The organism is Nitrosomonas sp. HPC101, from assembly GCF_009833125.1.
In the GTDB taxonomy this organism is placed as follows: domain Bacteria; phylum Pseudomonadota; class Gammaproteobacteria; order Burkholderiales; family Nitrosomonadaceae; genus Nitrosomonas.
On record NZ_QRCC01000001.1, the window covers coordinates 191,211 to 206,966 of the forward strand.

14 protein-coding genes and 1 tRNA gene are annotated in these 15,756 nt (G+C 49.4%); 13 read left to right on the forward strand and 2 right to left on the reverse strand.

Going from position 1 to position 15,756, the window contains the following annotated elements; all coding sequences use genetic code 11:
• Nucleotides 1-172: 172 nt before the first annotated feature.
• The 12 genes from ABO04_RS00850 (at nt 173) to ABO04_RS00905 (ending at nt 12,041) form a co-directional block, all read left to right on the forward strand.
• Nucleotides 173-832 (forward strand): hypothetical protein, encoded by a 660-nt coding sequence (locus tag ABO04_RS00850; protein WP_160808719.1) that lies wholly within the window; start codon nt 173-175, stop codon nt 830-832.
• Nucleotides 833-985: 153 nt separating this feature from the next.
• Nucleotides 986-1,879, forward strand: a complete 894-nt coding sequence (gene folD, locus ABO04_RS00855; RefSeq protein ID WP_160808720.1) for a bifunctional methylenetetrahydrofolate dehydrogenase/methenyltetrahydrofolate cyclohydrolase FolD — start codon at nt 986-988, stop codon at nt 1,877-1,879.
• 35 nt (nt 1,880-1,914) lie between these two features.
• Complete coding sequence (gene aceE / locus ABO04_RS00860; protein ID WP_160808721.1) at nt 1,915-4,572, forward strand: pyruvate dehydrogenase (acetyl-transferring), homodimeric type; 2,658 nt, start codon at nt 1,915-1,917, stop codon at nt 4,570-4,572.
• Nucleotides 4,573-4,646: 74 nt separating this feature from the next.
• A complete protein-coding gene (gene aceF / locus ABO04_RS00865) occupies nt 4,647-6,002 on the forward strand; it encodes a dihydrolipoyllysine-residue acetyltransferase (protein WP_160808722.1) in 1,356 nt (451 codons plus the stop codon).
• Between the two features lie 51 nt (nt 6,003-6,053).
• Entirely contained in the window at nt 6,054-6,749 is a 696-nt protein-coding gene (gene nadD, locus ABO04_RS00870; RefSeq protein WP_160808723.1) for a nicotinate-nucleotide adenylyltransferase, read from the forward strand.
• Nucleotides 6,746-7,111 carry a ribosome silencing factor gene (gene rsfS, locus ABO04_RS00875; RefSeq protein WP_160808724.1) on the forward strand — a complete coding sequence of 122 codons (366 nt, stop codon included), beginning with the start codon at nt 6,746-6,748 and terminating at the stop codon, nt 7,109-7,111. The genes nadD and rsfS overlap by 4 nt, the downstream gene beginning before the upstream one ends.
• Nucleotides 7,112-7,351: 240 nt before the next feature.
• A complete protein-coding gene (gene rlmH, locus ABO04_RS00880) occupies nt 7,352-7,819 on the forward strand; it encodes a 23S rRNA (pseudouridine(1915)-N(3))-methyltransferase RlmH (protein WP_160808725.1) in 468 nt (155 codons plus the stop codon).
• Nucleotides 7,820-7,898: 79 nt separating this feature from the next.
• Entirely contained in the window at nt 7,899-8,522 is a 624-nt protein-coding gene (locus tag ABO04_RS00885) for a Maf family protein (RefSeq protein ID WP_160808726.1), read from the forward strand.
• A 33-nt stretch (nt 8,523-8,555) separates the two neighbouring features.
• Nucleotides 8,556-9,878, forward strand: coding sequence for a ribonuclease E/G (locus ABO04_RS00890; RefSeq protein ID WP_160808727.1), 1,323 nt, complete (start codon nt 8,556-8,558; stop codon nt 9,876-9,878).
• Nucleotides 9,879-10,092: 214 nt separating this feature from the next.
• Nucleotides 10,093-10,815 (forward strand): energy transducer TonB, encoded by a 723-nt coding sequence (locus ABO04_RS00895; protein WP_160808728.1) that lies wholly within the window; start codon nt 10,093-10,095, stop codon nt 10,813-10,815.
• Nucleotides 10,816-10,818: 3 nt separating this feature from the next.
• Nucleotides 10,819-11,607 carry a MotA/TolQ/ExbB proton channel family protein gene (locus tag ABO04_RS00900; RefSeq protein WP_240141357.1) on the forward strand — a complete coding sequence of 263 codons (789 nt, stop codon included), beginning with the start codon at nt 10,819-10,821 and terminating at the stop codon, nt 11,605-11,607.
• Nucleotides 11,607-12,041: a biopolymer transporter ExbD gene (locus ABO04_RS00905; protein ID WP_160808729.1), complete on the forward strand. Its 435-nt coding sequence runs from the start codon at nt 11,607-11,609 to the stop codon at nt 12,039-12,041. Before ABO04_RS00900 ends, ABO04_RS00905 begins: the two co-directional genes overlap by 1 nt.
• Before the next feature lie 195 nt (nt 12,042-12,236).
• Here the strand turns inward: ABO04_RS00905 and rlmB are convergent, their stop codons facing one another.
• Entirely contained in the window at nt 12,237-12,989 is a 753-nt protein-coding gene (rlmB, locus tag ABO04_RS00910) for a 23S rRNA (guanosine(2251)-2'-O)-methyltransferase RlmB (RefSeq protein WP_160808730.1), read from the reverse strand.
• 26 nt (nt 12,990-13,015) lie between these two features.
• Nucleotides 13,016-15,208 carry a ribonuclease R gene (gene rnr, locus ABO04_RS00915; RefSeq protein WP_240141358.1) on the reverse strand — a complete coding sequence of 731 codons (2,193 nt, stop codon included), beginning with the start codon at nt 15,206-15,208 and terminating at the stop codon, nt 13,016-13,018.
• Nucleotides 15,209-15,313: 105 nt separating this feature from the next.
• Between rnr and ABO04_RS00920 the strand changes: the two genes are divergently transcribed.
• Nucleotides 15,314-15,398, forward strand: a tRNA-Leu gene (locus ABO04_RS00920).
• Nucleotides 15,399-15,756: the final 358 nt, after the last annotated feature.

A 15,756-nucleotide genomic window follows, 5' to 3' on the forward strand; every position in this document is an offset into this window, starting at 1 on the left:
GTATTTCGGTAAGTCCGCATTATAACGGCTTGCCCACAAACTTGTTTGCGCGTTTATCTGAATTCTCTTCGCGCTTACTTTTCAGGATTTGTGGATTTCATGTGTTACCCAGCCGGTATATAATGAAAAGTCAAAGCTGTTATCGTAAAGAGTAAATTCGGGTCGACTCATCATGGAAAACACAGAAGAAAAATTTGGGGAAGATATACTCGATGCCTGCATCAAGCACACAAAAGAAGTTTTGACAGAACAACTTCCGCTCGTTAAAGACAAAAAATATGATTTCGCGCCACAATTTAAGGATCTGACTATTCAGCTTTACCTCGTTGGTGTCATGCAGCAGTTTTATGATCAATACGAAGCAACCACAGCAGATGCACAGGAAAAGGCATTTCAAGCGCTGTATTGCATGATGGTTAACGACGGTGTCAAACCCAAACGTGCAAAAAAACAAGCCGATTTTGTCAAACAAATGTCTGTGCTGGATGATGGCGATGAAGCGCTGGCACTTGCGCTGGGTTATGAATCAAAACCAGGTGATCGCAGTCTGGCCGAAGTCTTCGATAATTACATCGACGAGGCCAGAGTATCCAAAGGGCTTTGGCGCTACTACGATCAAGGTAAAATGATCCTGCTGCTGGGAGGGTTGCTCTTCGCCATGGCGGGTATATGGTTCGTAACGATCTATCTCCCGGAAAGTGATGGCATTACCATTCTGGCAGTCGGGCTGCTGGCGGCATTCATGTTCATGATACCTGTATTTCTGATTGGCCTCCTGATTTACCGCTATAAAATAAAAAAAGATGATCGCCCCAAAACGCCCCCCCTATGATTACGCGATCCCTGGGAAAGACTATGGATATATAAAAATTTTTCCACCTGGATAGAAATCAACCATAACAATATTTCGACAGAAAATTCCTGAATCTATCTTGCTCACTTACGCAGGATATTTACCCATCCTATTCGATATTTCCTGAATTTTATGAGTGCAACGATCATCAGCGGCAACTTTATCGCAAATAAACTGCGTGAAGAACTGAAGCAACGTGTCCGAACACTCACGGAAACATGGATGCAACCTGGTCTGGCAGTCATTCTGGCAGGAGATAATCCGGCATCCCGTGTATATGTGCGCAACAAGGCAAAAACCTGTGAAGAATTGGGAATTCATTCTGAGATTTTTAATTTCTCTGGCGATACCCCCCAGAAAACTATATTGCAGCAAATACAAGATTTGAACGCCAATCCTGAAATTCACGGTATTCTGGTACAGTTGCCTTTGCCTGATCACATTCAGATCAATGAAATCGTTGCAGCCATAGCAACTGAAAAGGATGTAGACGGATTTCATCCTTGTAATGTGGGCGCACTGGCAACAGGTCACGCCCTGTTTCGTCCATGCACCCCGTTTGGCATCATAAAAATGCTGGCGGAATATGACATCCCGCTTCAGGGGCAACATGCTGTTGTTGTCGGACGCAGTAATATTGTTGGAAAACCAATGGCGCTCATGCTGCTGGAGAAAGGTGCAACCGTCACAATCTGCACCTCGCAAACCCGAGAACTGGCCAGCCACACTCGCAGCGCCGACATCATCATCATGGCCACAGGAAAACCAGGCCTGCTGACGAGTGGTATGATCAAGGCAGGCGCAACTGTCATCGATGTGGGTATCAACCGTCTGGCGAATGGTCAACTCTGTGGTGATGTCGAGTTTTCAGGCGCAAAAGAAAAAGCAGGATACATCACCCCGGTTCCTGGTGGAGTGGGACCGATGACGATCACAATGCTAATGAACAATACGATCGAAGCTGCAGAGCGCGCGAAAGCAAAAGCTCAGGTTGAAGCCCGGGACGGCTCTGTGCAACAATTTTGAACTTGTAGACTTGTAAACAGGGAGCAAACCCGAATATGGATCCACTGGATATTGACCCTCAGGAAACACAGGAATGGCTGGATGCCTTGGAAACAGTGCTGATTAACGAAGGTGCCGAGCGTGCGCATTTTCTGCTGGAAAAACTGGTGGAAAAAGCACGTCGCTCCGGCGCTTACCTGCCCTACAGCGCTAACACGGCTTACATCAACACCATTCCACCCGGCAAGGAAGAACGTTCACCCGGTAACCATGCACTGGAGCACCGTATTCGCTCCTACATTCGCTGGAATGCGGCGGCAATGGTATTACGCGCCAATCGGCACACCAACGTTGGTGGCCATATCGCCAGTTTTGCCTCGGCAGCTACGCTCTATGATGTTGGCTACAATCATTTCTGGCGCGCTGCCAATGAACAGCAAAGCGGCGATCTGGTTTATGTGCAAGGACACTCCTCTCCTGGTATCTATGCACGCGCTTTCCTGCTGGATGAGCTGACGCATGAACAAATGGATAACTTCCGCCAGGAAGTGGACGACAGCAACAGTCTTCCCTCCTACCCTCATCCATGGCTCATGCCGGATTTCTGGCAATTTCCCACTGTCTCGATGGGTTTGGGGCCGCTTATGGCAATCTATCAGGCACGCTTCATGAAATATCTCGGAGCACGCGGTCTTGCCAAAACGGATGGCCGCAAAGTCTGGGCGTTCATGGGAGATGGTGAAGTGGATGAACCGGAATCTCTGGGTGCAATTTCCCTGGGTGTACGTGAAAAACTGGATAACCTAATTTTTATCATCAACTGCAATCTGCAACGCCTCGACGGGCCGGTACGGGGCAATGGCAAAATCATCCAGGAACTGGAAAGCACCTTCCGTGGTGCCGGCTGGAACGTGATCAAAGTCATCTGGGGTTCCTACTGGGATCCCCTGCTGGCCAAAGACACCAAGGGGTTACTGCAACAGCGCATGATGGAATGTGTCGATGGTGAATACCAGACTTTCAAATCACGTGACGGTGCTTATGTGCGCCAGCATTTCTTCGGCAAATATCCGGAGCTGCTGGAGATGGTCGCCAGCTTGTCTGACGATGATATCTGGCGGCTCAACCGGGGTGGCCATGATCCTCACAAGGTCTATGCTGCCTATAGCGCTGCAATGAAACACACTGGTCAGCCGACTGTGATACTGACCAAGACGATCAAAGGCTATGGTATGGGTGAAGCCGGTGAGGCGCAGAATATCACCCACCAGCAGAAAAAAATGGGTACAACCTCACTGAAAGCGTTTCGAGATCGTTTCGGATTGCCAGTGCCGGATGACAAAATTGACGAAATACCCTATCTCAAATTTGAAGAAGGCTCTCCTGAGTACAATTACATGCGTGAGCGGCAACAGGCAATGGGAGGCTTCATCCATCATCGCCGCCGTAAAGCTGAAGCATTACAGATTCCACCGTTGTCTGCATTTGAGACTCTGCTCAAGGCCGGGGGCGAAGGACGTGAAACATCAACGACAATGGCATTTGTGCGCATCCTCAATATCCTGGTAAAAGACAAGAATATCGGCAAACATGTCGTGCCCATCGTTGCAGATGAATCACGTACATTCGGCATGGAAGGTATGTTCCGGCAGTTGGGCATCTGGTCATCGGTAGGACAACTCTATACTCCGGAAGACGCCGACCAGTTGATGTATTACAAAGAAGACCGGAACGGACAGATTCTGCAGGAAGGAATCAATGAAGCAGGCGCAATGGCATCGTGGATGGCAGCAGCCACTGCCTACAGTACACATAACGTGCAAATGATCCCGTTCTACATTTTTTACTCGATGTTCGGCTTCCAGCGTGTGGGTGACCTCGCATGGGCAGCAGGCGACATGCGCTGCCGTGGCTTCCTGCTGGGAGGAACTGCCGGGCGCACCACGCTGAATGGTGAAGGATTGCAGCATGCAGATGGCCACAGCCACCTGGCTGCCTCCACCATTCCAAACTGTGTCTCCTACGACCCCGCCTTTGCTTACGAACTTACAGTCATCATTCAGGATGGTCTGCGTCGCATGTACCAGGAGCAGGAAGATGTTTATTACTACATCACTGTAATGAACGAAAATTACTCACACCCGGAGATGCCCAAGGATGCCGAGCAAGGTATTCTGCAGGGGATGTATCTGTTCCGCGCGGGAAACAAGAAAAATAAACTGCATGTGCAGTTGATGGGCTCTGGGACGATTTTACGTGAAGTGATCGCCGCAGCAGAAATACTGGAAAAGGACTACAAGGTCTCGGCAGATATCTGGAGTGTAACCAGCTTCAACCAGTTACGGCGGGAAGCTCTTAGTGTATCGCGCTGGAATCTGCTCCACCCGGATGAGCCAGCCAGACAGTCATATGTGGAAACCTGCCTGAAAGATCGTGAAGGACCGGTTGTCGCTTCGACTGATTACATGAAGATAGTTGCCGACCAGATCCGGGAATTCATCCCGAACCGTTACTGTGTATTAGGCACAGATGGATTCGGTCGCTCGGATACACGCGAGAAATTGAGATACTTCTTTGAAGTAGATCATCATTACGTTGTGGTTGCTGCGCTCAAGGCCTTGGCGGACGAAGGAAAAATCCCGGCATCGGTAGTGGCCAAGGCAATTCGTACCTTTGCAATTGATCCGGAAAAACCCGAGCCGATCACAGTCTAGATCTGTTCACAATCAGTGGAATAATCCTGCCTCACCCCGACAATATTTGTTGCAGCGAGAATCAAGGAGTACAAGTGGCTGAAATCAAGAAAGTTCTAGTCCCGGATATCGGGAATTTTGAAGATATCCCGGTCATCGAAATTATGGTTAAGCCTGGTGATAACGTACAGGTCGAAGATCCTTTAATCGTGCTGGAATCGGACAAAGCAACGGTTGAAGTACCTTCGCCCTACTCCGGGACAATTCAGAAAATCATGCTCCAGACAGGCAGCAAAGTCTCCAAGGATTCGGAAATTCTGACCATGGAGGTCATGCCCGGTGCAAATGACGAGGAAAAGGCGGCAACATCGCATGCACCCGCCACACCATCCGGATCGCAATCTGAACAAACACAGGCGGCCGAACCCAGTCAACCCAAAACGACAGCAGCAACCAAATCTGCAACCGCCGCGGTTGCAAAATCAACCATCTCGCCTCCTTCATTGCCGGAACCTGGTCAGGAAACCGGACAGCACGGCAAGATCATGCCTCATGCAAGCCCTTCGGTCAGACGATTTGCCCGGGAACTGGGAGTGGATCTAAACAAAGTGGTTGGTACCGGCCCCAAGCTGCGTATTCTCAAGGAAGATGTACAAGCCTTCGTTAAACAGGCTCTGGCGGGCGGACGTGGCAACGGAGGAGGCACACTCGATTTATTACCTTGGCCACATGTGGATTTTGCAAAATTCGGCCCAATCGAGCTGAAATCGCTGTCACGCATCCGGAAAATTTCGGGTGCCAACCTTCATCGTAACTGGGTCATGATTCCGCATGTCACACAGTTCGATGAAGCAGATATCACCGACCTGGAAGCACTCAGAAAAACACACAATGAAACCCGGAAAAACGATGGCACCAAACTGACCATACTGGCCTTTCTCATCAAGGCAGTTACGGCTGCTCTGAAAAAATTCCCGGAATTTAACGCCTCTCTGGACAACTCCACGGAAGAAAGTCAGCTCATTATCAAGCATTACTATCATTTGGGGTTTGCAGTCGATACGCCCAACGGGCTGGTGGTGCCGGTTATTCGGGACGCAGATCAGAAAGGCGTGATCAGTATCGCCGAAGAACTCGCCAGGCTGTCCTCTCTTGCCCGTGAAGGCAAATTAATGCCCAGTGACATGCAAGGTGCAAGTTTTACCATATCGAGCCTGGGTGGTATCGGTGGAACTGGCTTCACACCCATTATCAATGCGCCGGAAGTAGCCATTCTGGGCATTTCGCGCGCGAGCCTGAAACCAGTTTATCAGAATGAAAAACTGGTTCCACGCCTGATGCTCCCGCTCTCGATATCCTACGATCACCGGGTCATTGACGGCGCAGCGGCCGCACGTTTCACGGTACATCTGGCCAGCATTCTGACAGATATGCGGCTTGCGCTGTTCTGAGTTACACAACTGATCAGGTACCGCAACGCCCGATACTCTATTTACCAGCAAATGGCAGACACAAAAACATATGCGCTCATTGGAATTTATGGTGGAACATTTGATCCCGTACATTACGGGCATCTGAGAATAGCCGAAGAACTGACAGAAATTTTACGACCAGACCATCTGCTTTTTTTACCCGCAGGCCACCCCAGGTTGCGCGACACACCTGCTGCCACCGGAGCATGCCGCGTTACCATGCTGCATACAGCTATTCGTGGAAATTCCATGTTTTCAGTGGATGATCGTGAAACCAGACGTTCCGGTGAAACCTACAGCGTTGAATCATTGCAAGAAATCCGGCAAAAATACCAAACAAAACACGAAGGAAATAAGCGTGTTGCACTGTGTTTCATCATTGGAGCGGATGCTTTTATCAAACTGCCACGCTGGTACCGTTGGCGTGAACTATTTGAATTATGCCACTTTGTCATTGCCAATCGTCCCGGCTCTGTTCCGATCGCCAACACATCCAGTCTACCCGACGAACTGAAGGATGCCTGCCGGGATCGCTGGATCACAACGGCTGATGAATTGAAAAATGCTCCCTTTGGCCTCATCTTTACAGCACCTACAACTTTGCTGGATATTTCATCCACCAGAATCAGAAACATCATTGCTTCAGGAAAAAGTGCACGTTATCTGCTGCCTGAGCCTGTTCTCAACTATATTGACAGGCATGACCTGTATGCCGGAGGAAAATGAAATCAACTGAAGAATTGCTAGAAATAGCCATTATGGCGCTGGAGGATATCAAGGCCGACAACATTCGTGTAATAGACGTCAGCAAGCTGACTGCGCTATTCGACACAATAATCATAGCCAGCGCTGACTCTGCACGCCAAACCAGAGCGCTGGCCAGCCACGTGCAGGAAAAGATAAAAGCAGCTGGAGGAACCATTTACGGAACGGAAGGCGAACAAACAGGTGAATGGATGCTGGTTGATCTGGGTGATATCGTTGTTCACATCATGCAACCGGCCATTCGCAGTCACTATAACCTGGAAGGACTATGGGCAGAACCTCTCTGGCAATCTTCCCAGGAAAATCCTGTTGCATATGGCTAGAAATCCTCTCAGGAGCTCCTGCAAAACTATCTGCATCGCCATTTTTGCGTTAAGAATCGGGGCAAAATACTCATTGAGTACATATAGACTCCGCTTTTCCACCGACTTTTACCTTGAACAGACTGTCTCGTTAGCCTTTCTCAAAAACTCCCTGAAAAACCTGAACTGCAGAGAAGTCGTGCTGCTTCATGTCCAAATTTGCCTACATAGATGGAGCTCACGTGCATTTCCATCTGCATTATGAAATTTCATATTCTGGCAATCGGCAACAAAATGCCGGATTGGATCAAAAAGGGATATATGGAATACAGCCAGCGCATGCCCAGGGAAGCAGGGTTGCTGCTGATGGAAATCAAACCGGAAAAACGGGTTGGAAAAAAGACCGAACAACTACTACAAGCGGAGAGCGAGTGTATCCGTAGCGCTTTACCTCCCGGATGCCGCATCGTTGTTCTGGATGAATCAGGTAAACAGGTTACTACTGTCAGGCTGGCTGAATTAATGATCAACTGGATGGAATCCGGACGGGATGTGGCATTCATCATCGGAGGGGCAGATGGGCTGCATCAGGACATCAAGCAAATGGCTCACGAAAAGTTGGCGCTTTCTGCCATGACACTCCCGCACGGACTGGTCAGAGTATTGCTGGCGGAACAACTTTACCGGGCATTTTCCATCAACCGAAATCACCCCTACCACCGTGCATAATCTGTAATCCTATTGTAAAGTTGCAACTACAGGTTGCATCGCATTACTCATGGAAACATATCTTAAGGCTTGTCCAGGAATGTTTACTACATCTGGCAATTATATTTATCTGGTATCACGCAGTGTCCGCAGACGCGATCTGCTCAGACAGATCGGCATCAAATGCACCATATTGCTTATGCGGGAAACGCTATCTCGTCCGGCTGATGTGGATGAAACGCCCGCTCCAGGAGAATCTCCGGCCGATTACGTCTACAGAATCACCCATACGAAGACAGAAGCTGGTTTGCTGCGTCTAAAGCAACGCAATCTGCCTGTTCGGCCCGTGCTGGCCGCAGATACCATCGTTGTGCTGGATGGTCGTATTCTGGGAAAACCGAAAAATACCGGGCACGCGGAAGAAATGTTGCGTGCACTCTCCGGGCAGGAACACCAAGTCCATACAGCAGTCGGGCTGGCATTCCAGGGAGAGATCAGATTACGTTTATCGACAACGACCGTTCGGTTCCGGGATATCAGTTCGCACGAAATTCAGGCTTATATTGCTAGCAATGAAGCCCATGACAAGGCAGGCGCTTACGCCATTCAGGGAAAAGCAGCTGCCTTTATCATCAGTATTAACGGGAGTTACAGCGGCGTGGTCGGACTACCACTATTTGAAACCGCCCAACTGCTGGAAGAAACAGGAATCCCCATTTTCTGAAATGAGCATCAATATAGCCGGATCCCAGTTTATATGAACAGCGAGATTCTTATCAATGTCACCCCGCAGGAAACGCGTGTGGCTATCATAGAGCAGGGAATCACACAGGAGTTGCACATTGAACGCACCAGCAGCCGTGGCATCGTCGGCAATATTTATAACGGACGTGTCAGCCGTGTCTTACCCGGCATGCAGTCGGCCTTTATCGATATTGGTCTCGAACGGGCTGCATTTCTGCATGTAGCGGATATCCACGGATCAGGCCAGACCGAACACAACAAGCCGATAGAACAGCTCCTGTCCGAAGGCAGCAACATCCTCGTACAAGTGGTCAAGGATGCAATCGGCATAAAAGGAGCCAGGCTCTCCACCCAGATCAGTCTTGCAGGACGCTTACTGGTCTATTTGCCGCAAGAATCCTACATTGGCGTATCCCAGCGCATCGAGGATAACAACGAGCGTGAGTCACTACGCCTGAAATTACAGAACATTCTTCCACCCGATTCTTCTGGCGGCTACATTATCCGGACCATGGCCGAAACCGCCGAGGAACCGGAACTACAAACGGATATCGTTTATCTGCACAAGCTCTGGCAGGATATCCAGAAAAAAGCGTTTACTACTTCCCCACCTTCCCTGCTTTATCAGGATCTGGATCTGAGCCACCGGGTGCTGCGTGATTTTGTAAACGCCGATACTTACCGGGTTCGGGTTGATTCACGCGAAACTCACCAGAAGCTGACCACCTTCGCTCAAGAATATATGATGAGCGATATGGAAAAAATCAGTCACTACACTGGAGAGCGGCCATTGTTCGATTTATACGGTGTCGAACTGGAAATTGAGAAATCACTGGCACAACGTGTAGACCTGAAGTCCGGAGGATACGTCATCATCGACCAGACCGAAGCACTCACCACGATCGATTTCATCGACATGGATCGCGAAGAACACCGCACTGCCGTACTGGCTGAATTCAATAAAACCCTGCAGAAAGATCGAACCAAGATGACCGTTAACGGCTTCACTGCGCTGGGTCTAGTCGAAATGACTCGCAAACGCACACGCGAAAGCCTGGCACAAATCCTTTGTGAAACCTGCCCCACCTGTCAGGGACGCGGAGAAATCAGGACAGCGCAAACCATCTGCTATGAAATTTTGCGTGAACTGTTACGAGAATCCAGACAATTCAATGCCAAAGAGTTTCGTATCCTGGCTTCGCAACCGGTAATCGATCTATTTCTGGATGAGGAATCCCAGAGTCTCGCTCAACTGGGAGATTTCATCGCTCGGCCAATAGGATTACAGGTGGGCACTTCCTACACACAGGAGCAGTACGACGTAATCCTCATTTGAATACCCTCCCTGCGACAAAATGTCGCATTGTATATCACATCGGGTTGATCTAAAATTTCAAACAGGGTAACCAAGGTATTGATAATCGTTATCAGTTTTGGTAACATTTGCAATTGGCATCCAGAAGTCCAGAGTCAGACTGGTCAGGTATTTTATAAGCGATTTCAAATGGTTAACCCTGTAACCATGCAACTCACAAGCACCTATATAGCATATGACTAAAATCCGTCATAAACCGGTTCTTACCGGACTCTCTCTTTTCGGTTTTCTATTAGTAGTGGCAGCGCATGCTGCCGTGCTTTATGGCTTATGGCATTATCGCTTCAGCACCACGCATCCGGATACGATCACGCTCTATGCACAATTCATTGCCCCTCCTGAGAAACAGGAAGAAGCCGCTAAAGCGCCCGAGGTAGAATTGAAGGCAGAACATGCACCTCCTCAGGTAAAACCCACTCCCCCCGTCAAAAAAGTACAACCCCAGCCCAAGCGCCAGCTCGTCGCTAAAGCACCTGCCATTACTCCTCAGGAATACGTTGCCCCCCCGATTGAAGAACATAAACCGGAGCCAGAACCTGAGCCGGAAGAAAAAACAGTCACTGAACCGATAGCAGCAGCAAAACCTGCGCAAATGCCGACAGGTCCTGTTTCCTTGTCTTCTGAACTCTCAGTTTCCTGCCCTGATCTGGCCAGACCCTCCTATCCTGCTCTATCCCGCCGCCTGGGCGAAGAAGGAAAACTGGTACTCCAGGTGGAGCTGGATGAAACGGGACGGATAGGCAAAACCAAAGTCATCCAAAGCAGTGGTTATTCAAGACTGGACAACGCTGCTCTGTCAGCTGTCAAAACCTGGCGTTGCCAACCGGCAACGCGTAATGGTCAACCTGTACCGGCAGTTGCCCTGCAACCTTTTAATTTTGTTATTGAAGGAAGTTAATTGATGGAAAAAACACTGGGCTTCTCTAATTTCCTGACGCAGGTTGACCCTGTTGGAATGAGTGTACTGATACTGCTGCTTGCCTTATCAGTGGCAAGCTGGTACTTGATCATAACCAAAAGTATCAGCAACACGATTGCTTCGCGCCGTGCAAAAGCTTTTCTCAAGCATTTCTGGCGCATTGATTCAGTGCCTCAACTTAAAGCAGAGATTGGTGCTATGACTGAAAATCATGCATTCGTCCAGCTCGCCAAAACGGCATTAACTTCCACCGCAAATTCACAACGACACGGACTGGAGAAACTGGCAACAGCCGGTGATACAAATGAGCTGCTCACCCGTTCATTGCGCAACAGTCTGGATCAGGAAGCCGCCCGCATCGAATACGGTCTCACTATCATTGCCTCAGCGGGTTCCTCTGCACCCTATATCGGACTGTTCGGCACAGTTTGGGGCATTTATCATGCCCTGATTCAGATCGGCCTGTCCGGTCAGGGCACGCTGGACAAAGTAGCCGGACCAGTGGGCGAAGCACTCATCATGACTGCCCTGGGCCTGGCAGTCGCCATTCCCGCTGTACTGGCCTACAATGCCTTTATACGACGCAATCGCTTATGGATGGCTCAGCTGGATGATTTCGCACATGATCTCTACACCATCATGACAACGGGCAGCAAATCCAGCGAAGAAAACAATCAAAAAGCACCGGCACCAGTAACCTCGCAACATGCCCAGACAGCAGAGTCAAGTAGCACACCAGTAGGAATCACCCACGGAGAGAGGCAGCACTAATGGCTTTTGGCGATTCAACCCGTTATCAGAGCAAAACGGCCATGACCGAAATCAACGTAGTCCCGCTGGTGGATGTCATGCTGGTATTGCTGATTATTTTCATGATTACAGCCCCCCTGCTAACGCACTCGGTCAAGGTTGATTTACCCAAGGCATCAAGCTCCCCCAATCTGACCCAGCCGGAACATATCGAATTGGCCATACGTGCAGACGGTAGTTTTTACTGGGGTGGAGAACAGATCACACTGGACCAGCTACCTGCACGCTTTACCGAAGCAGTTAAAAAATCTGATAAAACTGAGTTACATATTCGTGCTGACCGTGACACACACTATGAACTCGTAGCCAAGATCATGAGTATTGCTGCCACGGCAGGACTGATACGCATTGGTTTTGTGACTGATCCGACCGAAAGCAACCCTGATACCCCCTGACAAACACCAGGGTTTACTCCGTCCGGCAAACAATACTGTCAGTATTACTCATGCCCAATTCAGTCACGAAACAAGAATCGGGCATGAAAGCCAATCTCAAATTATTTCCGACACAAACAACTTTACGGCAGCAAAAATCAGACAAGATGCGACAAGTGGGTTCGCTCCCAACTATATTTTCCCCAAACTGGATATTTAGCTGATTTCTGATCTCTGCGAATACTGGCGATGGGTTTCAAACAGACAGATCCCTGCACTGACTGATACATTCAGGCTTTCGATACTGCCGCTCATCGGGATGCGCACCAGCTGATCACAGGTTTCGCGGGTCAGGCGGCGCATCCCTTCTCCCTCAGCGCCCAATACCCAAGCGATGGGCCCGGTCAGCGTAATTAAATCAAGCGCGTCGGGCGCATCGGCAGTCGTACCCACAATCCAGATACCTTCTTCCTTTAGTTCACGCAGGGTTCTGGCCAGATTGGTCACAGCAAAGAAGGGAACCGTATCTGCCGCGCCACTGGCAACTTTATGTACCGTTGCTGATAAACCGACTGCCCGATCCTTGGGAGCCACGACCGCATGCACGCCAAACGCATCGGCAACACGCAAGCATGCCCCCAGATTGTGCGGATCCTTGACACCATCCAGCACCAGCAGCAATGCTGGCTCGGTCAATCCATCCAATAAATCCTCAAGTGCCGTGTATTGCTGCAGCTTCATCACATGGGCAGCCACTCCCTGATGATGGGTAGTGCCAGTCATTCGGCAAAGCCGATCCTGATGACAGAGAATCAGGCGCGTGGAAGTGGTTTCAGCCAGACGGATTAAATCACGCGCCCGCTGGTCCTGTCGATTTTCATCCAGATAAATTTCCCTGATGCTGTCCGGGTGTTGCCGCAAACGGCTGGTAATGGCATGAAAACCAAAAATATACTGGGCGTGAGTCATGGTGACTAAAATAGGGAAAGTGAATATTATCTGCTGGATTTTTTGCGTGTACTGTTGTCTTCAAGGACAAAATCTATTTTACGTGTTGCCAGATCAACCCGAACCAGTTTCACTCGCAGGCTGTCGCCCAACCGGAAACTGATCCCGCTGCGCTCGCCACGTAACACATGCTTGACCGCATCATGCCGGAAATAATCGCTGGGTAACTCTGAAATATAAACCAGACCTTCAACATAAATTGTATTCAGGGTCACAAACAATCCGAAAGCAGTTACGCCCGTGATAACACCATCAAAACAATCATTGATTTTGTCCTGCATATAAAAACACTTGAGCCAGGATTCCACCTCTCGCGTGGCCTCATCCGCACGGCGCTCTGTTTGTGAGCAATGTTTGCCGATTTCGTGCCAGTCACCGGGCGCATAATGCTTGCCGGCAAGCACCGCCTTGATGGCACGATGCACCAGCAGGTCCGGATAACGCCGGATGGGCGAAGTAAAATGGGTATACATTTCATAGGCCAGACCGAAGTGACCATCATTATCCGGACTGTATAGCGCCTGACTGAGTGACCTCAGCATAACCGTCTGTAGCAGTTGCGCATCCGGCCGCTCCCGGATACGATCCAGCACTCGGGCATAATCCTTGGCCTTGGGTGCATCTCCTCCTCGCAGCTGAAGACCAAATTCTTTCAGAAAATCCCGCAATGCCACAAGCTTTTCATCAGTCGGTCCTTCATGCACCCGATACAAAACAGGTTGCTCGTGCTTCTGTAAAAAATCAGCAGCACACACATTGGCCGCCAACATACATTCCTCGATCAAGCGATGAGCATCATTACGCTCTACCGGGCATATTCTCTCAATCTTACCCTGATCATTGAAAACCATTTCTGTTTCAACCGTCTCGAAATCAATCGCCCCCCGTTTTTTGCGAGATTTATGCAGCACTTTGAATAATCGGTACAGCAGCTGAATATGCGGCAGCAGTTGCGCATACTCCTTCGCGGTGTTTCCCCTGGGTTGATCCAGCAACCCGGCAACAATGTTATAGGTCAGCCGTGCATGGGAAAGCATCACCGCCGGATAAAAACGATATTCGCTCAATTCTCCCTTGGCAGTCCACAACATTTCACAGACCATGCACAAACGATCGACCTGCGGATTCAACGAGCACAACCCATTGGAGAGTACTTCCGGCAACATTGGAATAACTCTCCTTGGGAAGTAAACCGAATTGCCACGATCACATGCTTCCTTATCCAGCGCATCTTGATCACGCACATAATGGCTGACGTCCGCGATGGCAACAAACAATCTGAAATCCTTGCCTTCCTGGCAACAATAAACCGCGTCATCAAAATCCTTAGCGGTTTCACTGTCGATCGTTACCAGCGGCAAATGACGAATATCTTCCCGCCTGGCCAGATCTTTCTTCAGCACCCTCCCAGGGAACCTGGCAGCAGTAACTTCCGGCGGGAATTCATGAGGTAAATCGAACTTGCGTAACGCAATCTCGATTTCCATTCCTGGCGCTGCATAATCCCCCAGAATCTCGACAATATGACCAATGGGTTGAGCATGCTGCCCTGGCTGTTGAATGATGTTTGCCATCACCACCTGCCCGGCATGTGCATTCATGGTATTTTCCTTGGGGACAAGGATATCCTGATTAATACGTTTATCTTCGGCCACGATAAAGAAAATACCGTGGTCTTCATATAATCTGCCAACCAGATGCGTATTTGCGCTCTCCAATACTCTGACGATTCTGCATTCCCGCCGTCCCCGTCGATCCACATCACCAGAAACCCTGGCAATGACGTGATCACCATGCAATACTTTATGCATCTCTTTCGGAGTCAGGAATAAATCGGTGCCGCCATCATCCGGAATCAGAAAGCCAAAACCATCGCTATGTCCCTGCACGGTTCCCTTTACGAGTTCCAGCTTGTCTGTTACACAAATATCCCCCTTGCGATTACAGAGAATCTGTCCGTCACGTATCATTGCAGACAACCTGCGATGAAAAATCTCGGATTCTTCAGTGGTAATATCCAGCAACCTGAGCAGCTTGGATTCACTGATCGGCACTCCCTGTTTATCCAGTACTTCCAGGATAAATTCACGGCTGGGGAGCGCCAACCCGTAGCGTGCCTGCTCACGTTCCAGAAACGGATCGAGCTCACGAAGCTGATTTTTCCTGTTTCTTTTTCTCATGATTGACAAATCGAAGGTTTCCTATAGAATTTGCGGTTTTCGCGTGTTGTTTATACCTGCCTGGTTTTCATAGAACCACAACAACATAGTAGTAATCAGGATAATGCCCAGATGGCGGAATTGGTAGACGCGCATGGTTCAGGTCCATGTGCCTTCGGGTGTGGAGGTTCGAGTCCTCTTCTGGGCACCATCGTGTTTTTATTCAAAAAACAACCCTAGCATCGATCTGTATTGTATAGATTCTCTGATGAAACCAGTACGGTTTAATCAGGCAGCATTCCAGATCCATGCAACCGACGCTTGGACAAATCCCAGTTCTCATATCTTGAGAGCTGTTTAATTGCAACTACCTGCATTACCTCGCAGCTTCCTGCAAGATAACCACAGCCTCGTCAACCACGACAACAACCCTGATGCAGAAGCTAAAATGCATCGTATCATCAAATACTCGGACACCCGGAAATAAATCAGACGTCTTCTTTCCACAGTAGCATTCGGCCTCACACCATCCAATTCCACCGGCACCCCTGTATACTCCACATCAGCAC

What these genes read in the sequence shown, in the direction of transcription:
- ABO04_RS00850 (WP_160808719.1), top strand. Translation starts at nt 173, where the DNA reads ATGGAAAACACAGAAGAAAAATTTGGGGAAGATATACTCGATGCCTGC.
- folD (WP_160808720.1), top strand. Translation starts at nt 986, where the DNA reads ATGAGTGCAACGATCATCAGCGGCAACTTTATCGCAAATAAACTGCGT.
- aceE (WP_160808721.1), top strand. Translation starts at nt 1,915, where the DNA reads ATGGATCCACTGGATATTGACCCTCAGGAAACACAGGAATGGCTGGAT.
- nadD (WP_160808723.1), top strand. Translation starts at nt 6,054, where the DNA reads ATGGCAGACACAAAAACATATGCGCTCATTGGAATTTATGGTGGAACA.
- rsfS (WP_160808724.1), top strand. Translation starts at nt 6,746, where the DNA reads ATGAAATCAACTGAAGAATTGCTAGAAATAGCCATTATGGCGCTGGAG.
- rlmH (WP_160808725.1), top strand. Translation starts at nt 7,352, where the DNA reads ATGAAATTTCATATTCTGGCAATCGGCAACAAAATGCCGGATTGGATC.
- ABO04_RS00885 (WP_160808726.1), top strand. Translation starts at nt 7,899, where the DNA reads ATGTTTACTACATCTGGCAATTATATTTATCTGGTATCACGCAGTGTC.
- ABO04_RS00890 (WP_160808727.1), top strand. Translation starts at nt 8,556, where the DNA reads ATGAACAGCGAGATTCTTATCAATGTCACCCCGCAGGAAACGCGTGTG.
- ABO04_RS00895 (WP_160808728.1), top strand. Translation starts at nt 10,093, where the DNA reads ATGACTAAAATCCGTCATAAACCGGTTCTTACCGGACTCTCTCTTTTC.
- ABO04_RS00900 (WP_240141357.1), top strand. Translation starts at nt 10,819, where the DNA reads ATGGAAAAAACACTGGGCTTCTCTAATTTCCTGACGCAGGTTGACCCT.
- ABO04_RS00905 (WP_160808729.1), top strand. Translation starts at nt 11,607, where the DNA reads ATGGCTTTTGGCGATTCAACCCGTTATCAGAGCAAAACGGCCATGACC.
- rlmB (WP_160808730.1), bottom strand. Translation starts at nt 12,989, where the DNA reads ATGACTCACGCCCAGTATATTTTTGGTTTTCATGCCATTACCAGCCGT.
- rnr (WP_240141358.1), bottom strand. Translation starts at nt 15,208, where the DNA reads ATGAGAAAAAGAAACAGGAAAAATCAGCTTCGTGAGCTCGATCCGTTT.